Here is a 23,242-nt window from a genome sequence, read left to right as displayed (position 1 = left end):
CCCCTGTGTTGTCACAATGAATCTATTTATCATCCTCCATAAATCTCATCTTATTGCTGCCTTCAGGCTTGGGCTGACCGATAGCAACACCGATCTGCTGGGACTTTTTCCTCTCTTTCATACATTTGGGACAGATTGTACCGAAGTTTGTGGGGCTTCCGCAAACCTGGCAATAGTTTCCCATGAGCACCTGTTTCATTGAAGGGTCGTCCTTGTACTGAATGCGACCCTGTTTAATCCAATTCTTCACTTTACTGAGAGGGATATTAAAGTGCTGCGCCACCTCATAATCCCTCACATCATTCGCACGGATATAGTCGCGGACATCACAAAAGAGCTCCTGCTCAGCACACAAGGGGCAGAGATCCCCCTCCACACCATGAAGAAGCTTTCTTCCACAATTTTTGCAAACTCTTACCCCTGTCTTAATTCCATGGGGGTCGATCTTTGCACCCTGGGCTTGTTCAAAGCGCTGCAGGTTCTTGTCATAGCTGTCCATACTCATACCTCTATTTTAAAACGTTAAAGCGGAAAATTAAATAAAGATTGCGCTGTTTAGATTTTTTTAATCATTCTGCTCATTGCAACATGGTATAGTGCATGATATACTATGTGAGTTTTGAAATTAATTAAACTAGTTATTTCCTTATTCTATGCCTTCCCCCTGGGGGGGCGCTCGACGTCCGGGGGACGTCGGTCCAGCGCGGACCGAAGCGGAGCGTAGACAGGTGGCAGCGAAGCTGCCGGATGAGGGGATTGTAAAATTGAACCATTCATTTCATACGGAGGTAAAAATGAAACAGACAAGAAACGATGTCAGAAACGTAGCAATCATAGCCCATGTCGATCACGGTAAAACCACACTGGTTGACGGACTGCTCAGACAGAGCGGCGTATTTCGTGAGGGCCAGGACGTCGTAGAGCGTGTTATGGATTCAGGCGATATCGAGCGTGAGCGCGGAATCACCATCATGTCCAAGAACACAGCTATTTCTTATAAAGATATAAAGATCAACATCATCGACACTCCCGGCCACGCAGATTTCGGCGGTGAGGTTGAGCGAGTTCTCAAGATGGTTAACGGCGTTATCCTTGTCGTTGATGCTTTTGAGGGTGCGATGCCCCAGACCAAGTTCGTTCTTGGAAAAGCGATGGAGCTTAAACTCCCTGTAATCGTATGCATCAACAAGATCGACAGACCCGAGGCTCGTCCCAATGAAGTTATCGACGAAGTTCTTGAGCTTCTTCTTGACCTTGGCGCAGATGATAAGCAGCTTGACTGTCCTTTCGTATTTGCATCAGCAAAGGCCGGAACTTCATCCATGTCACTTGATGAGCCCGGAAGCGACCTTAAGCCTCTTCTTGACACCATCATTAACTACATTCCTGCTCCTGTCGGCGATCCCGATGCAGGCACACAGATGCTCATCAGCACAATCGACTACAACGAGTATGTAGGTCGTATCGGTGTAGGAAAAATTGATAACGGTTCAGTTAAGGTAAATCAGGAAGTCCTCGTAGTAAATCATCACGAGCCTGACAAGTCCTACAAGACTAAGATCAGTAAGCTCTATGAGTTCCAGGGTCTTGGTAAGGTTGAGGTTCAGGAAGCAGGCATCGGTTCAATCGTCGCTATTTCCGGTATCGAGGATCTCAAGATCGGTGATACACTCTGTGCAACAGATGCACCTAATGCTATTCCTTTCCAGAAGATCTCAGAGCCCACAATCTCTATGAACTTCATCGTCAACGATTCACCTCTTGCAGGTCAGGAAGGTAAATATGTAACTTCACGTCACATCCGTGACCGTCTTTATAAAGAGCTCAACACCGATGTATCTCTTCGTGTTGAGGACACCGAAACAACAGAGACTTTCAAGGTTTCAGGACGTGGTGAGCTTCACCTTTCAGTTCTTATCGAGACAATGCGTCGTGAGGGCTATGAGTTCGCAGTAAGTAAGGCTGAGGTTATCTACAAGGAAGACGAGAACGGCAAGAGGCTTGAGCCCATGGAGAAGTGCTACATCGACGTTCCGGAGGAGTTTTCCGGTAGCGTTATCCAGAAGCTCGGTGAGAGAAAAGGTGAGATGATCAACATGGGACTTGCAAACGGCGGTTATACACGCCTTGAGTTCCTCATCCCTTCAAGAGGACTTATCGGTTACAGAGGTGAGTTCATGACAGATACCAAGGGTAACGGTATCATGAACACCATCTTCGACGGCTACGCACCTTACAAGGGAGATATCTCCTATCGTAAGCAGGGTTCACTTATCTCCTTCGAGACAGGCGAGGCTGTAACTTACGGTCTGTTCAACGCTCAGGAGCGCGGACAGCTCTTCATCAGCCCCGGCGATAAGGTTTACTCAGGAATGGTTATCGGTACTTCAGGAAAAAGTGAGGACATCGAGGTTAACGTATGTAAGACCAAGCACCTCACCAATACAAGAACATCATCTGCTGATGAAGCACTCAGACTTGTACCTCCGCGTATCATGTCTCTCGAGCAGTGCATCGACTTCATCGACACAGATGAGCTCCTTGAGGTAACACCTACAACTCTTAGAATCCGTAAAAAGATCCTTGATCCTACACTCAGAAAGAGAGCTGGCTTCGCTGCCAAGAATAAGAAATAAAAAAATGTCGGGGTCGCCCAATACCGGGCGACCCCGTTTTCGTTTACTCAAGTTCCTTCGCAACGTCTTTTAGCAAGGAGCGAATTTCCAAATGTTGAGGACATGCGGTTTCACAACCTCCGCACTCGATGCAATCGCTGGCCTTTCCTTTTCCGTCAGAAGTTAACACATTTGCATAATACATCTTCTGATTCCAGTCGTTGAAAATTTTCCTGGTGTTCATGCAGGAGAAAATCTCCGGAATCATAATATTCATCGGACAGTGATTCTGTTCTACACAGTAGTGACATGAGGTGCAGGGAATTGCATCAAGGTTCTTGTAGATAGCTGTAACCTTGGCTATTGCACCCATTTCCGCCTCATCCAGAGGCTTAAAGTCCTTCATGAAAGATACGTTGTCCTTCATCTGTGCAAAATCGCTCATTCCGGAGAGGACTATTCGTATTCCGTCCTGGCTCGCAGCGAATCTAATGGCATAGCTTGCATTTGATAATCCGGCTCCCAGTTCATCAAATACCTTCTGTGCATCTGCAGGGAGATTCACAAGATTTCCTCCCTTTACGGGCTCCATCACGATAACCGGCTTGCCGTGCTTTCTGCACACATCAAGACATTTGTGGCTCTGAACGGCAGGATCCTCATAATCAAGATAATTGAACTGAATCTGAACGATCTCTACCTCGGGATAAGTTGTGAGTATCTTATCCAGTACCTCTGCACTGTCGTGGAAAGAGAGCCCTACGTGCCTTATCTTACCCTCTTCCTTGAGCTTGAAGGCAGTCTCGTATGCCTTGCACTTCTTGAAATGCTCGAAATTCTTTGCATTCTGGGCATGCATCAGATAGAAGTCAAAATAATCCACGCCGCAAGCATCGAGCTGACTCTGGAAAAATGGCCGAATATCCTCTTCCTTGCTGAAATAGGGCTCAGTCAGTTTATCAGTCAAAAGGAATTTTTCTCTCGGATATCTGTCGGAAACAGCGATTTTGATAGCCTTTTCAGATTTACCATCAATATAGCCATGCGCAGTGTCAAAGTAATTAAAGCCGCTATTTATGAAATAATCCGCCATATCCTTGAACTGCTCGATATCAACTTCCGTACCCTTCATTGGAAGTCTCATGCATCCAAATCCGAAAAATGTTTTTATTTCAGGGAATGAATTGTCCATTGTGTGTCCTCCAAACAAAATGATAATAATTCTTAAATACTCAGATTTAAAGTTTATCATATTGATTGTGCACAATATATAGGGCATTATGTAAAATAATTATTATCGATTATTGTGACTTTTTCAGACTATACAAATCAAATTCAAAATGGATAATAACCCTCTCCGGTCTCCTCGATGCCAAGTCTGCCCTCAGTCTTCTGAGTAAGACCATCTTTAATTCTATCTGCGTCTTCCATGCGAACAGTGATGTCATACTCCACCTTGTCGGTGTAGGTTTCGTTTTCAAGAGGAATCTCCTCCTGTCTGAGGTAATACTGAATGCCGTTCACCAGTGTGTAATCGGCGGTTAGGTGAAATCTCTTGCCATAGACCATCTCTCCCACTTTTGCTGCGGCGAGCCCCGCCTGAGCCGCCTGAGTGTAGGCGCGTACAAGTCCCCCGGTTCCAAGAAGAACTCCTCCGAAATATCTTGTTACTATTATAAGGACGTTAGTTACTCCGGCGCCTTTTATGACTTCAAGAATCGGTTTTCCCGCAGTACCCGAGGGTTCACCGTTGTCACTGCACCTTGCCACCCCAAAATCCGAGCCGATAACAAAAGCATAGCAGTTGTGTCTGGCATCCCAGAACTTTTTTTGAAAAGCAGCTATCTGCTCCTCAGCCTCCTGCACGCTCTCCACCGGTAAGACATTTGCAATGAAGCGGGATTTCTTTTCAACTATTTCACCGCATCCCTGCTCTAATATCACTTTATAACTGTCCGTTTTTCCCATGTATTCCCCCAGACTATCCATTATTTGTCATATTTGTTATAATAGTAGTTTGAATAATACTACTTATTAATATTACTAAAAAATGATATACGAATTGCTCTGTATATCATACCACTACTGGAGGAATTTATGAATTTTGGCAGAAAAGGTATCAGAGATCAGCAACACTCTATAGTCTCAGGTACTACCAAATGGGGGAAGAAAATCTCTCTTATATCATTTGAACTTATACTTATAGTATGCATCGGTATTGCTGTTATCGGAGTATGCGCAGGTATCGGTGTGTTCAGAGGTATTATTGATACTGCGCCGGAGATTGGCAAAATAAATGTAACTCCCACCGGATATTCAACCTTTGTATACGATACGGAAGGTAACCAGACAGCAAAGCTGGTTTCAACCGATTCAAACAGAATCCCGGTTACAATGGACATGATTCCCGAAAATCTTGCTCACGCTTTCGTAGCCATAGAGGATGAGCGTTTTTACCAGCACAACGGTATTGATATTCAGGGTATCTTCAGAGCTGCTTACATTGGTATCACCAGCCATGATCTCTCTCAGGGTGCAAGTACCATAACCCAGCAGCTTCTTAAGAACAACGTATTTACCGGATGGACCAGTGAGAACTCCGATATCGCCAAGATAAAGCGTAAGGTTCAGGAGCAGTATCTCGCAATTCAGCTTGAAAAAACCATGAGCAAGGAGGATATCCTCCTTAACTATATGAACACCATCAACCTGGGCTCTAACACTCTCGGTGTGCAGGCAGCTTCACTTCGCTATTTCAACAAGTCTGTTACTAACCTGACTCTGTCAGAGTGCGCGGTTATCGCAGGTATCACGCAGAACCCCAGCCGTTTTAATCCCATTACGCATCCGGACAAGAACGCTGAGCGCCGTGAGACAGTACTGAAAAAAATGCTGAAACAGGGCTACATCTCTCAGATAGAGTTTGATGAAGCAATGAACGACGATGTCTATGCCAGAATTCAGGTTGCTGACAAGGAGACTGCTGATAACACCATCAACTCCTACTTCGTCGATGCCCTTACAAACCAGCTTATCGACGACCTGATCGATGCAGGTTATAACGAGACTCAGGCTTATACGCTCCTGTACAGCGGTGGTCTTAAGATCTACTCAACACAGGATCCCGCTATTCAGTCGATCTGTGACTCGGTTTACATGGATGAATCCAATTATCCTGAAGGCACTAAATACCTTCTCGATTATGCACTTACTACAATTGATTCTGAGGGCAATCCTACCAACTACAGCACAGAGATGATGAAATCTTATTTCCAGCAGGAGAACAAAGGCTTCAACATGCTGTTTAACTCAGAGGAAGAAGCAGATGCGGCAATTGAAGCCTACAAGGCTGCTGTTGTCGGACCAAATGATACCATCGACGGTGAGCGCAAGAATCTCACACCTCAGCCTCAGGTATCTCTCACAATTGAGGATCACACCACAGGCTATGTGGTAGCCATGGTCGGAGGCCGCGGAAACAAGACCGCTTCCAGAACTCTTAACCGTGCAACAGACACTGTTCGCCAGCCCGGTTCCACCTTCAAGGTGCTCTCAACCTATGCACCTGCTCTGGACAGCGCAGGCCTTACCCTTGCTACCGTATTTAACGATGCTCCGTTTAATTATCCCGACGGCCGCCCCGTTAACAACTGGTACGGCGAGTCCTACAGAGGTCTTACCTCTATAAGAACCGCGATCGAGCAGTCAATGAACATCATCGCAGTTAAGACGATGACCGTTATCACTCCTCAGCTTGCTTTTGATTATCTGAAAAATTTCGGTTTCACGACCCTTGCTGAAAACGAAGAAATTAACGGTAAGATTTTCACAGATGTTCAGCTTCCTACAGCTCTCGGCGGTCTGACACACGGTGTCACCAACATGGAACTTAACGCAGCTTATGCGGCAATCGCAAATGGGGGCGTTTACATCAAGCCCAAGCTTTATACCAAGGTTGTCGACCACGAAGGTAATACCCTTCTTGATAATACGAACTCCGATTCCACAAGAATCCTCAAGGAGTCCACTGCTTATCTGCTTACAAGTGCAATGCAGGACGTTGTAACCAAGGGTACAGGTACCGCTGTTAACTTCGGAACAACCGCCATAGCAGGTAAGACAGGTACTACCTCAGATGAGAACGACGTTTGGTTTGCAGGCTACACAACCTATTACACTGCAACTACCTGGGCAGGCTATGACAACAACGTGGATCTGACCACCAAAGCAGAGCAGCATCTTGCGAAGGACATGTGGAGAGCCGTAATGTCCAAGATACATGAGAACCTGCCCTCCACCACCTTCGAGAAACCCGCTTCCGTTGTCACAGCCACGGTATGCTCAAGATCAGGAAAATCGCCTATTGCAGGACTCTGTGATGGCACACTTATGACCGAGTACTTTGAAGAAGGTACTGCTCCCTCTGATAGCTGTAACGTTCACTATTCAGGAATTCTGTGTCAGAGTGATCAGCATCCCGCTACAGAACAGTGTCCTTTCAAAATATCAGGTGTATTTGAGCTTATTCCTCCGGAGCCTGCAGCACTTCAGGCACAGTCACCCGGCGGCAGCGGTTCAGGCAACTACACTACCAGTGTTGACGAAGCAGGAAATACGGTTGTAACCCCTTCCGTAACCTGTCACCACACACCTGAATTTATGGCTCAGCCTAATATACAGGAAATTCTAGCTCAGGAGACAAGCCTTATCCAGCAGGGTATCATCTACACAGGTCCTGCCGTGGGCAATGCAAATGCTACACCTGCAAGTCCGGATTCTCTTAATACTACGGATCCGAATGCAGCACCTGCTGAAACACCGGCAGAAACTCCTGCTCCTGCAGAAACTCCTGCTCCCGCTGAAACTCCTGCTCCCGCAGAGAATGTTCAGCCCGCTCAGGAAGCAGCACCTGCTCCCGAGGCAGCTCCCGCCGCCACTCCCGAAGAGGACAATGCCGACGATGAAGAAGAGGACGATGAATAAGGGGATTCCCGAGTAATGGATATACATAATGATCAGAATGTTTCAAAAAAATCCGGATGGAAGACATTAGTTTTCTATCTTACCTACACAGCCATATTTGCTGCCATGTCAGCTCTTGTCTATGGATATTTCTATTCAAACGGCAAGAGCCTCATCTGCGAGGGTGATACCTGGCGGCAGCATCTTAAGGCTGCGGCTTACTATTCAAAGTGGCTCCGCGGAGTTTTTTATCATGTATTCAAGGACCACTCCCTCAGCCTTCAGACCTTCGCCTTCGGGATAGGATACGGAAGCGACATGTATCCTACGCTTCAGTACTATGCCCTCGGCGATCTTCTTAATTTATTTTCCGCTTTTGTAAAAACAGAATATATTCATATCTACTTCCAGGTAGTTATGATTCTACGCGCGTACCTTGCAGGTATCACCTTTTCACTGTATGCAAAATATATGCGAAAAGATATGTCCGCGCCGGCACTTCTTGCAGGAATGTTCACCTACAGCTTCGGTTCATATTTCATGTACCTCGGCCTGTGGCATCCCTTCTTTGCGAACCCTTTGATCTATCTCCCGCTGGTTCTTCTCGGGGCGGAGAAGATCTTAAAAGAGAAAAAGCCGGCATTTTTCGCTGTTGCCGTCTTTCTCGCAGGTACCAACAATTTCTACTTTTTCTATATAATCGTGCTCCTTACTATCATCTATGTAATCGTACGGCTGCTTTTTTCATACATTGGAAAACACGAACCCGGTGCTATGCTTCGTACCATCGGCACATTCTTTGTCTACGGAATTATCGGCACCCTGATGAGCATGTTCATCCTGCTGCCTGTTCTCGTTGCTTTCCCAAATAATCCGAGAGCGGCTTCGGGAATCACCATCCCGCTCTTCTATGACGCTGCATATTACAAGGAGCTCTGGAAAAATGTCTACAGCTTCGTCTATCACGGATCAAACGACACTCAGCTTGGCTTTACACCGGTATTTGTAATAGCTGCTGTATTCATTATTATCCGCGCTGTGTATTATCTAGTAGCAAGAAAAGGCTCTACAGAATCCGGAACAAAAGCAGCTATCTACCAGGAACTGGTTTACATGATACTTCTTACCATCTTCCTGTGCCTGCCGTTTTGCGGATATGTCTTTGCAGCCTTCTCCTATGCCGTAAACAGATGGGCTTTTGCCTGTGCTCTTTTCGCAGGTTTTATAACCGCTGAATTTACGGACTTCACAGGAAATAAAGCAGCTGCTTTCATGGGAAAAGGAAAAGAGCGTAAACCCGCTTTTGTCGCTTCTATCGTAAGCATTATGGTCCTTATGATAACACTCGGATTTATCATGAAAAATGGCCGCATGGCGTACTCCCCCGACGAGGGCAACATGATAAGAGATTACATGGATATCTGCACTCCCGAGGAAATGTATGCCCAGCTTCAGAGCACCGAAGTTCAGGTGGTCGAAGAAAATGCAGCAGCTTCAGGCCTCGATGCCTCGAATGATTTTTACCGCTATTCAGGCCGAGACCTTGTCTGGAACGCTGCTATGCTCGATGGCATATCCTCAACACAGTTCTTCTGGAGTCTTGCCGATAAGAGCGTATCCGAGTACTTCAAGCTCATGGCTATAAACGACCAGCAGAGCTTTGCATACTTTGCCCTGGACGACAGAGCAGTCCTTAATTCGATTGCCGGAGTTCGATACTACTCTCTCAGATATAACACTCCTGAGCAACAGGCCTTCGTACCCTGCGGATATGTACCGTCCTATGAAAAGTACAACTTTGGAATCTATGAAAACCCTGACGCTATGCCTCTTGGTTTTACTTATAACAGCGCCATATCAGAGTCTGCTCTAAGCGCCATGACTCCTGTTCAGCGCGAAGAAGCACTCCTTTACGGAGCCGTTCTAAAAGATGATATCGCATCCAAATATCCGGAAGCTGAGCCGGTTTTCACCTCTGAGTCTATTCCTTATGACATAACTCTTGAGGGCGATGTAAAGGAAGTAAACGGCGGTTTCAAGGCAAAAGCAGGTTCCTCCGTTCTTCTCACCTTTAACGGTAACCCCGGCTGCGAAACTCTTTTGTATCTGAAGAACCTTCGAATCAAGTGTAAAAATGACGTGCCCAGCATCATCATCTCCACAGAGCTCGCTGACGGCACCTGTATCAGCAAAAATATCGATTACAAGACAGAGCGCTCCTGGTACTACTCAGGCTGGCACGATTTCCTTGTGAATCTCGGAAATGCCAACGAGGCAAAGACCTATATCAGGATCAATTTTAATGAAAAAGGCACCTATAAATTCGATGAGATGAGCGTGTATTGCAGATCGCTTGCAACCATGCATGACCGCCTCACAGAGCTTAAAGCACATACACTTACGGATGTGGATCTTCACAAGAATCCCATCTCCTTTGCAACGAATACTATTACAGGAAGCATTGACTGCGGCGACAGTGAGATTTTCTTCTTATCAATTCCTTATTCCAAGGGATGGACCGCCTACGTTGACGGCAAAAAGACAGAGCTCCTCACAGCCGACACCATGTTCAGTGCTCTTGAAATGACCGATGGCCACCACGACATCAAACTGGTTTACCACACCCCGGGTCTCGTGGCAGGATTTATCCTAAGCCTGATAGGAATAATAATGCTTATAATATCTATTGCCTTCCCCTTTGGGGGAAGGTGTCAGCAAAGCTGACGGATGAGGGGGATTGCGCTAATGCTTACACTATCTGACCTTTGTGCAGAACTGTCTATCACTCCCGCCACAGGGAGAAACTGGATAAAGCTCGGTAAGATTAAGCCTGAAGGAAAAAAGGGACGCTCGTATCTCTTTTCTGAGGAGTACGTCAGCTCCCTCAAAGCCGATCTTGAAAACGGAAAGATCAAATCCTTAAAGAGCCGCAGGAACAAGACCTACGTATCGGGTAAGCTCCTGTACAGCTCTTATATTCCTGCGACTTCTCCCAATCTCCCGCTGGTTAACAAACTTATTTCAGACATTGCCGACTTTGAAAGCTGCAGTGCTCTTACTACAGAACCTGAAGAAACAGCAGAATCTTCAGAGCAGACCAAACCTTTTGAACTCACAGATTCCATGCTGAAAGCCATCCTTGCGGGCTGCGCAAAAAGGCTTATTTCCAAAAGAATTTCGGATGAAGAACAGGAGAAATACTCACACCTTATCACGGAGCTTCATCCATCCGAAGACGACACATCCTTACCTGAGGACATCATCTCTCTAACCGGGAACTTCGAGTACGTTCCCGGCGAGGATACTCTTGGTCTGATATACATATCTTTAAAGCACCTTCGCGCAAGGAAAAGCGAGGGAACCTATTACACTCCCGGAACAATCGTACAAAGACTTCTCGGACACCTTTTTGAGGCATCAATCCTCTCAGAAGGTCAGGATAAACAGATCCTTGATCCGGGCTGCGGAACCGGTAACTTTTTATTATGTCTTCCTCCGGGTGTCCCTGCCGGGAATCTCTACGGCTATGATCTCGATGAGACCAGTATTCTTCTTGCAAGGATTAACCTGGCACTCAAGTACAGAATCCCTGATGTCGATTTCTGGAAAGAGCATCTTATAGTAAGGGATTTCCTCCATGAAAACAGGAGTGATAAAACCTACGATATTATCCTTGGCAATCCTCCCTGGGGTTCTTCTTTCACTGCAGATGAAAAGACTTACCTCAAGGATACTTTCGAATGCGGCAAGGCAAAATCACCCGATTCCTTTGATCTTTTTACTGAGCAGGCTCTCGGTCTTCTTAAAGACGGCGGTACACTTTCCTACGTCCTTCCGGAGTCGGTCCTTCTTGTCAAAACTCATCGAATAATTCGTGAGCTTCTGCTGAAGACAACCACACTTACGCACCTTGAATATCTGGGAGATGTATTCGATCATGTCCAGTGCCCTTCCGTGATAATGCAGGTACAAAAGTCCACCGACAGCTTCCTTTCAAAAAATCCTGTCGTATATGAAAAGGATTCCTACTTTAAAATCACTTCTAAGCGGAAGCTGACAGGAGACGCCTTCGACTTCCTCATGCCCGACAATGAGTACCGGATCCTTAACCATCTGGAGACTCTGCCCGGTGCAAAAAGACTCGAAGGAAATGCCGAGTTTGCACTTGGAATAGTGACAGGTGCCAACAAGGAAATGCTCAAATCACGAAAGACCGCAAACAACGAAGTTATACTGAAAGGCACCGATATTTTCAAATATGCCTTCAGAATCCCCAAGTGCTACATAAACTTCGATCCCGATAAATGCCAGCAGGTAGCACCTCTTTCCATGTACCGGGCACCTGAAAAGCTGCTCTATCGTTTCATCGGAGGACGACTTGTTTTTGCATATGACGACAAACAAACGCTGTCTCTTAACAGCTGTAATATCGTAATTCCGAACATTAAAAATCTCAGCATGAAATATATTATGGCGATTTTAAACTGCAGTGCCTCCGAATATTATTTCATCAAAAAATTCCGGTCGGTAAAAATCCTAAGATCGCACATCGAACAGATACCGATCCCGGATGCGGATGCTGATACCCAAGACAAAATAATTGCCATAATTGACAGTATCTTAGAGCTTTGCGGGACCCCCGGTGATTCAAAATCACCCTCCGAGGGCGAACGCAAAAGCAAGATAACCGCACTTTACAATGAGCTCGATGATAAGTGTTTTAAGCTGTTCAATTTATCGGACAGTGATATCTCATTCATAAAAGATGAACTTAAAAACGAGAACTTATTTCTTCCACTATAGCATTTACGGAATTTCGTGTTATAATTGATATACACTTTCACGTTTTGCGTAAGGAGATTTCTTGTATTTTTTTCAAGAGGATTTAGATGAGTGATAATATCGAAAAGTTAAAGACAATTTCACTTGACGAACATGCGGATCAGTTGTTCGACAAAATCATAAATACTACCCAGGACTGTATCTTCTGGAAGGATACCCAGCGCAGATTTGTCGGAGTAAACCAGGCATTTCTCAATTTTTATGGTTTTAAATCAGCTGATGAAGTTATCGGTAAAACCGACGAGGATATGGGCTGGCATCCGGATCCTGAACCTTTCATGCAGGATGAGCTCCGGGTCCTTCACGGTGAGAGTACTCACAATGTTCATGGCCTGTGTATTGTTAAAGGCGAAGTAAGAGAGATCATTGCTACCAAAACACCTATTTACGATGAAGGTGTTATTATCGGATTTGTAGGCTCCTTTATGGACGTCACCGAGGAGCAGGAACACATCAGGAAAATCGAACAGCTTAATAAAATAAACGACAAGCTTCTCGATAATGAAAAGCGTGCCAACAGACGCATGTCGGAATTCTTATCCCGCATGAGTAATGAAATCAAGAATCCCATGAACGCCATCTCCGCTCTGTCCTATCTTGGAATGAATCAGGAGGATGTCGACGTCCTTCGAAGTGATATGAGAAAAATCTACACTTCCAGTCACTATCTCTCCAGACTTATGAGCGATATTCTCGATATTGATAAAATCGACGGCGGTAACTTAAACCTCGACCCGAAAAGAGCATCCCTTGATGATATTGTGGACGGCGTTGAGAATATCACCAAAGCCTTCGCAAAAGAAAAAAATGTGACAGTCATCGTGCACAGAGAATACAGAGCAAACCCGCAGGTCATCTGCGACCTCGGACGAACTCAGCAGATGGTGATTAACTTAACCAATAACGCCGTAAAGTTCAGCGAACGCGGAGACACTGTCGAGATATATGTTTCTTCCAAAAAGCACGGTGATTTTTACAGAATAAAATTTGTAGTAAAAGATGAGGGTTGCGGCATCGGCAGTGCCTTTATGCCAAGCCTTTTCAGAACCTTCTCACAGGAAAAGAGGAATCCCAGCAAGTATGGCACAGGTACAGGCCTTGGACTTTCCGTCGCAAAGCGCCTTGCATGTCTCATGAAGGGTGATATTATCGCAGAAAGCGAAGAAGGAATCGGAAGTACCTTCACAGCCACAATAGAGCTCGACGCAGTACCACCGGAAAGCTGACAGCGGGTTAACTTAAATCCCACAATGTAAATCACGAAAAACAACGGATAGCAAGCTCTTTGCTATCCGTTTTATTATCCACACATGTTAAATTAAGATCCGGACTGAACACTTGAAAGGAACTGTCTTGTACGTTCCTCCTTCGGGTTATTTATCACTTCCTTCGCAGGTCCCTTCTCCAGGATCACTCCGCCGTCCATGAAAATAACCTCGTCCGCAACATCTCTTGCAAATGCCATCTCATGAGTAACTATGATCATAGTGGTATTCTTGTTCGCAAGCTCTCTTATTACTCTCAGAACCTCACCGGTAAGCTCAGGATCAAGCGCCGAAGTGGGCTCATCAAAGCAGAGGATATCGGGTTTTAATGCAAGAGCACGGGCTATGGCAACTCTCTGCTGCTGTCCGCCGGAAAGCTGGTGCGGGTAGTTATCCATTCTGTCAGAAAGTCCCATCTGATCCAAAAGCTCTTTACCTCTTTTTATGATCGCATCACTATCCTGACCTCCGCTCAAAAGTCCCGGTGCAAGTGTAACATTCTCAAGAGCCGTGTACTGCGGGAAGAGATTGAATTGCTGGAAAACCATACCGAAATGGAGTCTCTTTTCACGAAGAGCATCCGCGCTTTCCATTGGAAGCGATGCATCAAAAAGCTTCTCTCCTCTTACGGTTATAGTTCCTTCGTCAGCTCTCTCCAGGAAATTCAGGCAGCGAAGCAGCGTTGTCTTTCCGCTTCCCGAGGATCCGATAATGGATATCGCCTGTCCCTCTTCCATGTCGAATGAGATTCCCTTAAGAATCTCGCTATTATCAAATTTTTTCTTTATATCTTTAACTTCAAGTATTGGCATTTTCCGTGTACCTTCTCATCCTTACCTAAAATAGCTCAGCTTCTTCTCTATATATCTGAACAGCAGTGTCAAAAGTCCGCTAAAGAGCAGATAAAATGCGCCTGTATAGAACAATGGCCAGATGATTCCGCTGCTCTTAATGAAGGCCTGTCCGTTCCAGATGATCTCATAAACCGCAATAACTCTCGCAAGAGAAGTATCCTTAACAAGGGTTATAACTTCGTTTGAAATCGGTGGAACGATTCGTTTGATGAGCTGCAGGAGAATAACTTTTTTGAAGGTCTGCCATCTCGTCATACCGAGAACCTGCGCAGCCTCGTATTGTCCTACCGGAATTGACTGAATTCCGCCTCTGTAGATCTCAGAAAAATAGCAGGCGTAGTTTATAACAAATGCAATAAGTGCTGCCATAAATCTTCCGGAGGTTGAAGTCCCCCATACGTTTAATCTAAGAAAAATTCCGGGTCCGTAGTATATGATAAGGAGCTGCAGCATCAGCGGTGTTCCACGTACAACCCAGATCAAAAACCTTATAGGTACCCTTATCAGAGGCAGCTTATTCATTGAGCCGAAGCAGATGAGAAGCCCCAGGGGCAGTGAAAAAACAAGTGTTAAAGCAAATAATTTAATTGTTGCCAGGAACCCCTCAAGCAGTGATAAGGTAACGGTCCAAAACATATATAGATTCCTCTTTCCGTAGTTTCAAATGCCCCGCCATTAAGCGGGGCATAGATTTCGCTATTTTTTAAAATCAGGATTATCTTGCAATTACGGCATCCTGAACGCCATACTGTTTTGCAATCTCCATCATGCTTCCATCAGCATACATAACCCCAAGCTGATCATTGATGTAAGCTGCAAGATCTGATCCCTTGCGGCATCCAATGCCATACTCCTCTGTTGTAAGTTCAACTGTGTGCGAAAGATCGGGATAACTTGTGCCCTCACCGATCATAGCGCCTGCCATGAGAAGGTCGATAATGCATGCACCCGAAGTACCTGCCTGAACCTCCATTACAGCGTCAGCCTGAGATGTAACGGATACAAAATCATAGCCGTTATCGGTAGCTGCCTGCTCACCTGCTGAACCTGCCTCAACCGCAAAGCTATAGGAAGCTGCATCCTCCGCACTTTTCACTTCATCCGCAATGTCTGAAGGAACAACTACAACCTGTGCATTGTTAAGATAAGGCTTGGTGCACTCCATTGCGTTTGTAACTTCGTTTGTAAGTGTCATTCCGTTCCATACTACATCAATTGACTTGTTATCAAGCTCAAGAATCTTGTTATCCCAGTCGATCTCTACAAACTCAGCTTCAACTCCGAGGGACTCGGCAACCTTCTTTGCAAGGTCAGCATCAAAGCCGATCCAGTTACCGCTGTCATCCTTGTAATCCATAGGCGCAAAGTCTGTGATTCCTACGATAAGCTTTCCTTTTCCTTTTATATAGTCAACATCGGAGCCCGCATCACTGCTCTCTGCTGCCTCTTCTGCAGTATCTGCAGTTGATGTGCCTTCGGCGCTGTCTGTCTTTGCTCCGCCGCATGCTGTAAGCGAAAATGTCATTGCTGTTATAAGTAATCCTGCTATTATCTTCTTTTTCATAAAACAATGCCCTCCTCTAAATTTTTCATTCTTTACCACTTTATCATACTAAATTGGATTATGCAAACAAGTTTAGATTTAATTGCTTGTTTAATAAAACTTTAATACCAACAGAGGTCAAAATACCTTATAGTATTTTTATAGGGATATATTCGATAAATAACTTACGAAAAAGAGGAACCTACATGGAGAACAAAGCCTCACGCGTACTTATAGTGGATGATATGCCCATAAACAGAATGATTCTCTCTTCCCTTCTGGCTTCCAACGGAGTTCAGTCAGATCAGGTTGAGAGCGGTCAGGAATGCCTTGATATGTGCAGGGAAAAAAATTACGATCTCATTTTGATGGATCATCGCATGCCTGATATGGATGGCGTCGACACCTTCCTGGCATTACAGGATATCTTTGCCAAAAAGAAGATAAAGGTTCCCGTTATCTGCCACACAACAGAAGATGCAAGATCAAACATAAATCTGTATAAGGCAGCCGGTTTTGCGGATGTCCTTATAAAGCCTGTCGACCCGAGGCAGTTGTATGAGGTCCTTATGACTTATCTGCCTGAGGAAGACAGCTTCGCCATCGAGGAAAAAGAGCGCTATGTCAATACCATGATAGACCATATTGATAGCAGTAATGTCTCCGACGATGCTGTGAAGGAAGAGCTCGACAAGCTTCCGGTATGGCTTAAATCCGTTCCCCGTATCGATCTTATTGCAGGCATATCAAACTGTGAGACCGCAGAAGATTATATTGATGCTCTCTACATTTTTTATTCCTCAATCAATTCAAAGTCTCACGAAATTCAAACCCATTTTGTATGTGAGGACTGGACCATGTTCAAACTCAGCGTCCATTCCTTAAAAAGCATGGCACGGCTGATAGGTGCCAGGTCTCTGTGCGAGGAAGCCGCAGCGCTTGAAGAGGCTGCCGAAAACGGGAATTATCGGATGATAAGAAACGACGCGCCTTCCTTTTTATCTTCATACAAAGCCTATGGAAAACTCCTTTCAAGGATTACGGAGGATGAGGATATAAAGCATCTGTCACAGGCAGCTTCGGAACAAAAGAGCCTCCGCGAAGAAGCCGAGCCACCGGAAGACTGCACCAGATCAGTTCTTTTCGTTCAAACAAACAGCGGAATTGTTCCCACCAGCCTGGAAAAGAGTCTGACCGCGGCCCGCTTTAAGGTCACTGTGATTCCGGACGAACCCGATAAGATCATCACTTACCGCTCAAAAGTAGATATTATAATTTACTATCCGGGAACCAATGATAAATCCCATATAAAACTGACCATGAACCTTCTGGCTGAGATGTGCCAGGATGATTCGAAGCTTTTATGCATTGCCGGAGATCCCCAGGACATCGATATTGCCATGTCATCAGGTGGTGCCTTCCGCGTTTCGAGAACCTACATAAGGCCTATCGATATTGATTCCTTTGTTAAGGATTTTGAATATTTCTCGAGACTTTTAGCTGAGTATCACAGGACGAAAACCCTTTTCATAGTAGATGATGACAAGGATTATCTGACCGTGGCAGATCACTGGCTTTCATCTTCCTATCATGTTTCATGCTTTGATAACGGCCAAGATCTGCTTCAGGGTCTGGCAACCACCATACCTGATCTCATAATCCTCGACTACGAGATGCCGGAGATGGATGGATACGAGCTCATGAAAATGATAAGAAATAATCCCGACACACACAAAATCCCCATCATTTTTCTCACCGGAAAAAATGACAGGGATCACGTATTTCGTATTCTCGAATATAAACCCGATGGGTATCTTCTTAAGTCATCCCAGAAGGAGACACTCCTCGATGCTCTGCAAAGATTCTTTGAGGAGGATTTGTTTAACAAATCTCAGCAATAGCAGCCAGAAGGGCAGGTTTTCCTTCCGCTTTGGATATCACGCCCGCAGGGTTGCATTTTTCCATAATCTCCTGCGAAGACAAATCATCCTTCCCGGTTCTGAAAAGGACCGGGATATTTTTATCTGGCACCGCCTCTCTTATAGCAGCAAGCGTTGCCGGTCCGTCCATATCGGGCATGCTGTAATCGAGGAGAACGAGATCCGGTGTTCTCTCGGAAACAGCTGCGACCGCAGCCTTTCCTGAAGCCGCTGAAGATACTTCATAGCCTGCTTTTTCAAGCCATCTTGCAACAATTTTTATCATGTCCTCATCATCATCCACAAGTAAAATGTACTTCATAGGAACCTCCTCATTTGTAATCAGTCAGTTATCAGTTTTTCCAGCGTCCCGAAAAGGGCATCCGGTTCGATGGGCTTGGACAGGTGCGCATTCATCCCCGCATCCAGAGATAGCTGCACATCTTCGTCAAAAGCATTGGCTGTAAGTGCAATGATCGGTATTTTCGCCGCATCCTCCCTGCCCAGGGCTCTTATCGCCTTCGTTGCTTCAAGTCCGTTCATTACAGGCATCCTGATGTCCATAAGAATGGCATCATAGTGGGACACATCACTTCCTTCAAAAAGCTTTACCGCCTCTTCTCCGTTGGTTGCAACATCAGCGCTTATTTCCTTCATTTTCAGAATCTGCTTCATGATCTGGGCATTGATATTCATATCCTCGGCAAGCAGTATCTTTCTTCCGGTAAGCGAAGCCTTGTGTGCATCCCCCCTGCTCTTTTCTCTGCTTCCCTCCACGATCTTTTTAAGTTCCTGCTGAATGCTTCCTGCAAAGAGCGGCTTGGCCATAAATGCATCGACTCCGGCATCCAGAGCTTCTTCCATGATGTCGTCCCAGTTGTAGGTCGTTAATATAACAGTAATATCATCATCGCCATAGCGCTTTCTGATTGCCCTCGTGAGTTCGACACCGTCCATTTGCGGCATCCTCCAATCCACCAGTACAAGTTTGTAAGGTGACTTGAGGGATTCCTTCTTTTCCATGGCAGTTAATGCTTCCTTACCCGACAGGACGTAGTCTGCCTCAATGCCAATCCTTGCAAGCACCATCTTTGCATGTTCACAGGCAGTAGCGTCATCATCAACTATAAGTGTAGTCAAAGTAGTCGGATCAAAGCCTGCCTCGCCTATCTCTTTTTTGCTTATACCGAGAGGTATGGTAATGGTAAATTCAGAGCCTTTTCCCTTTTCCGACTGCACTCCGATCTGGCCGCACATCATATCAACTATATTCTTGGTGATAGCCATTCCCAGACCGGTACTGCCATACTGGTTGCTTGTTCCCTCTTTTTCCTGTGAAAAGGGCTCGAAGATTTTCGGAATATAATCGGCATCCATTCCAACGCCGGTATCCTTTATTACGAATCTGACAACAGCTCTCTCGTCCGTGCGCTCTGTCTCTTCAACAGTGAAAGTCACCTTTCCCGGAGCCGGTGTGTATTTCACGGCATTACCCAGGACATTTATGACCACCTGTTTCATCTTCATCTCATCACCGACGTAAAAATCGTCCATGTGGCCTTTTACCAGACAGTCAAACACAAGCCCTTTATCCTTACACTGGGACTCAGTCATGGTATTTATCTGCTCAAGCATATTTCCGAATGAAAATTCCTCGTTCTTAAGCTTTGCTTTTCCTGATTCAACTCTGCTTATATCAAGGATGTCATTTATAAGTGATAATAGGTGTTTTGCACTGGCACCGATCTTCACCAGTATATCTCTTGTCTCGCTGTCGATATCCGGATTTTTGAGCGCGATGTTATCAAGTCCGATAATGGCATTCATAGGCGTTCTTATCTCATGACTCATATTGGATAAAAAGGCCGTCTTCGCCATATTGGCATGCTCCGCTTCCTCCAGAGCTTTAGCCAGCATTTGACTTCTTGCTTCTTCAACAACATCCAGAGGCTTTGCTGCAGTCTCATCATTTGCCTCATAATTCTGTATAATCCTGTGAATGATAGCCTTTAGCTCTTTGTATTCTTTTATAAGGAACGGAGTGTCCCTCTGAATTGTTGCAAAATCCTTATCCTTTCCAGCCATTTCCAACGCCTTCGCTTTTTCAAACATGCTCACGGCACCTATGGCAGAGGAAGTACTCTTAAGTGAATGCACATTTAGAACATATGCATCCATATCATTATCTTTCAGGTTGTTTTCTATCTGCTCCGCCTTGGCATCAACGGACATCTCATAGGTTTCAAGGGCGTAGATGTAATCTTCTGCATCGCCGCAGTACTCGATACCTTTTGCAGGATCAAGCTCAGGATAGTCGAAAGCGATTTTCGGAAGCTTCGACGTCTCATCATTTACCTCATCACCTATCATGAAGACAGAATCGTCAGGCAGATATTTGCACATCATGCGCTCCATCTCGTCGATGTTTACCGGCTTTGTCAGGTAATCGGTAAAACCGGCGGAGAGCATTTTTTCCTTGTCACCCGAAACCGCACTGGCGGTGAGAGAGATTATAGGTGTCTTCTCAAACTTCTCGGGGTATTTGTTCTTTATCTCTGTGAGGGTCTCTATCCCGTTCATATGCGGCATACGATAGTCCAAAAAGACCATGTCGTAGTGCTCGGCCCCGAATTTTTCTATGCATTCTGCGCCGCTGCTTGCCACATCTATATGCATTCTTGTGCGCTTCAAAAGCCCCGCAATAACCTGGAGGTTCATCGGCGTATCATCCACAACAAGAAGCCTCATGCCCGGAGCAATAAACGAAGTCTGTCCATGCGCTTGTCCGGAGTTATCGTGAAGCAGGAATTCCTCCGTTATATCACCTATAGGTGTGTCATTTCCAATCTTCTGAGTCAGGGTGAAATAAAACTTTGAACCCTTTTCATAAGTGCTCTCCACCTTGAGCTCACTGTCCATAAGGGAAAGGAGCTGTCTGGTGATCGCAAGACCAAGCCCGGATCCTTCTATGCTTCTTGTCTTTTTGGAATCAAGTCTGTCAAAGGGCTCAAAGAGCTTGTCCATATCCTCTTTTTTGATTCCGATTCCGGTATCGGTTACGGATATCTCCATGGTGACGAAGTCCGAACTCTTCTCCTTCAGCTTCATCGCAAAATTGACGTTTCCCTCCTCCGTATACTTCACGGCATTAGTGAGAATGTTCGTTATTATCTGCTTTATGCGGATTTCGTCTCCTATAAGTTCTTTGGGAATTTCTGAATCGATTTCAAAATGCAGAGTCAGTCCCTTGGCCTCCGCTCTGAATCTGATAAGATTGTAAAGATCTCTGATAAGTGCATCCGGCGCATACTTTTCGCACTGCAATTCCATTTTGCCGGTCTCTATCTTGGAAAAGTCCAGAATATCACTGATGATTCCAAGAAGACTAACTCCGGCCTTCCTGATGTTTTCGGAATAATCCAGTATGGCTGAATCCTCCGCCTCTCTTTGTATCATCTCGTTCATGCCGAGAATGGCCGTAATGGGAGTGCGGATCTCATGACTCATATTTGATAAAAATGCGCTCTTTGCTACATTCGCCTGCTCTGCTTCTTCGAGTGCAATTGCAAGGGTATTGGCTCTCTCTGTTTCTTCTTTGGCGAGCTTGGTCTCTGTGATATCACCTATGAAAACATAATAAACATCACCATAGCCCGGGAGAGTCGCAAAGTGACCGTAATCATCAACCCAGCGTATGGTTCCGTCTTTTCTGATTATTCTGTATACCACATAGTCCATGTGTCTTGAGTTTGAGTTCATGGCTATCTGGTTATCTATAGATGACTGAATGCTGTCATAGTCATCCGGGTGAACCATTCCCTTGAAGGTATTGCCGGTATATTCCCTGAATTCATCCACACTGCTGCATCCGAAGATATCACAGACCGAACTGTTTACATATAAAAGCTCAGTGGAATCATCCGCGCGGTATATGAAAAATCCTCCGGGCATCTGCTCTGCAAGCCATTCCATTGCAGACATCTTTTCCTCTGAAGGTATTATTGCCGTAAGATCATCGGTGAATAACTTGTTTTTTTGCATGAAAGCCCCCTTCAATCAGCGGTTTGTAGTATTCTCCTTTTATATCTTAACTGTTTTTTATGAAAAAATATATTAAACCAAAATAAAAAAACACTAAAAGTAATGCTTTTTCGCACTACTTTTAGCGTTTTTAAGGTAGGAGTGATTTCTAATATTGGCTTAAATCGTTTATATGTTTTTTAATTACTGTCCATCAATGAATGAAGAGATAACCGCGCCCTTATAGGTCTCGTCGATGTATGCCTTAACCTCGTCGGACTGAAGTGCCTTTACAAGAGCCTGGATCTTGGCAGAATCCTCGTTGCCCTGCTTAACTACAAGGAAGTTGGTTCTCTTTACTGTTGTCTCATCGTCAAACTCCTCGATATCAAGAGCGGGATGTGAATCCGGAAGACCTGCCTCAAGAGCATAGTTTCCGTTGATCGCTGCAGCGTCAAGATCGGGAAGTGAAAGCGGAAGTGATGCTGCCTCAAGAGGTGTGATCACATAGCCGTGCGGGTTTGCCTCAGCATCCTTTGTAAGTGCATCCTCTGTGTAGTTGTCGTCTGTACCAAAGCCGCCCTTTGATGTAAGAAGGCCCTTCTGAACAAGAAGATCGATAGCACGCTCACCGTTGTCGGGATCGTTCGGGATACCGATTGAACCGCCGTCCGGAATATCAGCAAGAGCTGTGTACTTCTCGGAGTAGATACCCATGGGCTCGATGTGAACACCTGCTACTGCTGCAAGGTGAAGACCTGCATCCTCGTTCTGCTGATTCATGTAGCCAAGTGTCTGGAAGTAGTTGGCATCAAGCTCACCCTCTTCAAGTGAAGTATTGGGAAGTACGTAGTCGTTAAATACAACTGTCTCGAGTTCCCAGCCATCCTTTGCAAGAACATCCTTAAGAATGTTGTCAAGGATCTCTGCGTGAGGAACGGGTGTAGCACCAACTACAATCTTATTGTCGCCGTCTGCAGGAGCTGCTGTGGCATCTGCACTCTCTTCTGTGCTCTCTGCCTCTGTTGCCTCTTCTGTGCTCTCTGCCTCTGTAGCCTCTTCTGTGCTCTCTGCTTCTGCAGCGGTTTCTGTACTTTCTGCAGTTCCTGCTGCGTCACCGGCAGATGAGCCTGCGCAACCTGTAAGAGCGCCAAATGTAAGCACTGTAGAAAGTAAAATACTTGTCAAAAACTTCTTTTTCATAACTTTTGTCCTCCTCTTA

General features: G+C 45.4%; 15 protein-coding genes. 6 read left to right on the top strand and 9 right to left on the bottom strand.

Going from position 1 to position 23,242, the window contains the following annotated elements; translation table 11 throughout:
- Positions 1-22: 22 nt before the first annotated feature.
- Complete coding sequence (locus tag BMW61_RS08940; RefSeq protein WP_022761561.1) at positions 23-499, bottom strand: hypothetical protein; 477 nt, start codon at positions 497-499, stop codon at positions 23-25.
- A gap of 295 nt (positions 500-794) precedes the next feature.
- Between BMW61_RS08940 and typA the strand changes: the two genes are divergently transcribed.
- Positions 795-2,636, top strand: a complete 1,842-nt coding sequence (gene typA, locus BMW61_RS08935; RefSeq protein WP_091821176.1) for a translational GTPase TypA — start codon at positions 795-797, stop codon at positions 2,634-2,636.
- 43 nt (positions 2,637-2,679) lie between these two features.
- Here typA and BMW61_RS08930 read toward each other — a convergent pair whose 3' ends face one another.
- Both BMW61_RS08930 and BMW61_RS08925 read right to left on the bottom strand, forming a co-directional pair.
- The gene (locus BMW61_RS08930) at positions 2,680-3,807 is read right to left on the bottom strand and encodes an aldo/keto reductase (RefSeq protein WP_091821128.1); all 1,128 of its coding nucleotides are present in this window, start codon (positions 3,805-3,807) and stop codon (positions 2,680-2,682) included.
- A 143-nt stretch (positions 3,808-3,950) separates the two neighbouring features.
- Complete coding sequence (locus tag BMW61_RS08925; RefSeq protein WP_175475146.1) at positions 3,951-4,583, bottom strand: YigZ family protein; 633 nt, start codon at positions 4,581-4,583, stop codon at positions 3,951-3,953.
- Between the two features lie 129 nt (positions 4,584-4,712).
- On the opposite strand from BMW61_RS08925, the gene BMW61_RS08920 reads away from it, so the two are divergent.
- The 4 genes from BMW61_RS08920 (at position 4,713) to BMW61_RS08905 (ending at position 13,645) form a co-directional block, all read left to right on the top strand.
- Positions 4,713-7,598 (top strand): transglycosylase domain-containing protein, encoded by a 2,886-nt coding sequence (locus tag BMW61_RS08920; protein ID WP_091821122.1) that lies wholly within the window; start codon positions 4,713-4,715, stop codon positions 7,596-7,598.
- 15 nt (positions 7,599-7,613) lie between these two features.
- A complete protein-coding gene (locus BMW61_RS08915) occupies positions 7,614-10,301 on the top strand; it encodes a YfhO family protein (RefSeq protein ID WP_091821119.1) in 2,688 nt (895 codons plus the stop codon).
- A gap of 21 nt (positions 10,302-10,322) precedes the next feature.
- Positions 10,323-12,380, top strand: coding sequence for a TaqI-like C-terminal specificity domain-containing protein (locus BMW61_RS08910; RefSeq protein WP_175475145.1), 2,058 nt, complete (start codon positions 10,323-10,325; stop codon positions 12,378-12,380).
- Between the two features lie 86 nt (positions 12,381-12,466).
- Positions 12,467-13,645: a PAS domain-containing sensor histidine kinase gene (locus tag BMW61_RS08905; protein WP_091821114.1), complete on the top strand. Its 1,179-nt coding sequence runs from the start codon at positions 12,467-12,469 to the stop codon at positions 13,643-13,645.
- Positions 13,646-13,737: 92 nt separating this feature from the next.
- Here the strand turns inward: BMW61_RS08905 and BMW61_RS08900 are convergent, their stop codons facing one another.
- The 3 genes from BMW61_RS08900 to BMW61_RS08890 form a co-directional block, all read right to left on the bottom strand.
- Complete coding sequence (locus BMW61_RS08900; protein WP_022761553.1) at positions 13,738-14,496, bottom strand: amino acid ABC transporter ATP-binding protein; 759 nt, start codon at positions 14,494-14,496, stop codon at positions 13,738-13,740.
- A 21-nt stretch (positions 14,497-14,517) separates the two neighbouring features.
- A complete protein-coding gene (locus BMW61_RS08895) occupies positions 14,518-15,174 on the bottom strand; it encodes an amino acid ABC transporter permease (RefSeq protein WP_022761552.1) in 657 nt (218 codons plus the stop codon).
- Between the two features lie 79 nt (positions 15,175-15,253).
- Entirely contained in the window at positions 15,254-16,102 is an 849-nt protein-coding gene (locus BMW61_RS08890) for a transporter substrate-binding domain-containing protein (RefSeq protein WP_091821112.1), read from the bottom strand.
- A 185-nt stretch (positions 16,103-16,287) separates the two neighbouring features.
- Here BMW61_RS08890 and BMW61_RS08885 point away from each other — a divergent pair, with 185 nt between their 5' ends.
- Complete coding sequence (locus BMW61_RS08885) at positions 16,288-17,982, top strand: response regulator (protein ID WP_091821110.1); 1,695 nt, start codon at positions 16,288-16,290, stop codon at positions 17,980-17,982.
- Here BMW61_RS08885 and BMW61_RS08880 read toward each other — a convergent pair.
- From BMW61_RS08880 to BMW61_RS08870, 3 genes are all read right to left on the bottom strand, one after another.
- Complete coding sequence (locus BMW61_RS08880; RefSeq protein WP_091821108.1) at positions 17,963-18,322, bottom strand: response regulator; 360 nt, start codon at positions 18,320-18,322, stop codon at positions 17,963-17,965. The genes BMW61_RS08885 and BMW61_RS08880 overlap by 20 nt on opposite strands.
- 20 nt (positions 18,323-18,342) lie before the next feature.
- Positions 18,343-22,041: a response regulator gene (locus BMW61_RS08875; protein WP_091821106.1), complete on the bottom strand. Its 3,699-nt coding sequence runs from the start codon at positions 22,039-22,041 to the stop codon at positions 18,343-18,345.
- Positions 22,042-22,224: 183 nt separating this feature from the next.
- On the bottom strand, positions 22,225-23,223 hold the full coding sequence (locus BMW61_RS08870) for a MetQ/NlpA family ABC transporter substrate-binding protein (protein WP_091821104.1): 999 nt from the start codon (positions 23,221-23,223) through the stop codon (positions 22,225-22,227).
- Positions 23,224-23,242: the final 19 nt, after the last annotated feature.

Origin of the sequence: Butyrivibrio sp. ob235 (assembly GCF_900109475.1) — a bacterium.
Taxonomy (GTDB): Bacteria; Bacillota; Clostridia; order Lachnospirales; family Lachnospiraceae; genus Butyrivibrio.
This window is presented reverse-complemented; position numbering and strand designations above follow the sequence as displayed.

Bases quoted from the DNA above. Each gene is read 5' to 3' on its own strand.
- BMW61_RS08910 (WP_175475145.1), top strand. From the start codon at position 10,323: ATGCTTACACTATCTGACCTTTGTGCAGAACTGTCTATCACTCCCGCC.
- BMW61_RS08930 (WP_091821128.1), bottom strand. From the start codon at position 3,807: ATGGACAATTCATTCCCTGAAATAAAAACATTTTTCGGATTTGGATGC.
- BMW61_RS08915 (WP_091821119.1), top strand. From the start codon at position 7,614: ATGGATATACATAATGATCAGAATGTTTCAAAAAAATCCGGATGGAAG.
- BMW61_RS08895 (WP_022761552.1), bottom strand. From the start codon at position 15,174: ATGTTTTGGACCGTTACCTTATCACTGCTTGAGGGGTTCCTGGCAACA.
- BMW61_RS08940 (WP_022761561.1), bottom strand. From the start codon at position 499: ATGGACAGCTATGACAAGAACCTGCAGCGCTTTGAACAAGCCCAGGGT.
- BMW61_RS08880 (WP_091821108.1), bottom strand. From the start codon at position 18,322: ATGAAGTACATTTTACTTGTGGATGATGATGAGGACATGATAAAAATT.
- BMW61_RS08885 (WP_091821110.1), top strand. From the start codon at position 16,288: ATGGAGAACAAAGCCTCACGCGTACTTATAGTGGATGATATGCCCATA.
- BMW61_RS08890 (WP_091821112.1), bottom strand. From the start codon at position 16,102: ATGAAAAAGAAGATAATAGCAGGATTACTTATAACAGCAATGACATTT.
- BMW61_RS08900 (WP_022761553.1), bottom strand. From the start codon at position 14,496: ATGCCAATACTTGAAGTTAAAGATATAAAGAAAAAATTTGATAATAGC.
- BMW61_RS08875 (WP_091821106.1), bottom strand. From the start codon at position 22,041: ATGCAAAAAAACAAGTTATTCACCGATGATCTTACGGCAATAATACCT.
- BMW61_RS08920 (WP_091821122.1), top strand. From the start codon at position 4,713: ATGAATTTTGGCAGAAAAGGTATCAGAGATCAGCAACACTCTATAGTC.
- typA (WP_091821176.1), top strand. From the start codon at position 795: ATGAAACAGACAAGAAACGATGTCAGAAACGTAGCAATCATAGCCCAT.
- BMW61_RS08925 (WP_175475146.1), bottom strand. From the start codon at position 4,583: ATGGGAAAAACGGACAGTTATAAAGTGATATTAGAGCAGGGATGCGGT.
- BMW61_RS08905 (WP_091821114.1), top strand. From the start codon at position 12,467: ATGAGTGATAATATCGAAAAGTTAAAGACAATTTCACTTGACGAACAT.
- BMW61_RS08870 (WP_091821104.1), bottom strand. From the start codon at position 23,223: ATGAAAAAGAAGTTTTTGACAAGTATTTTACTTTCTACAGTGCTTACA.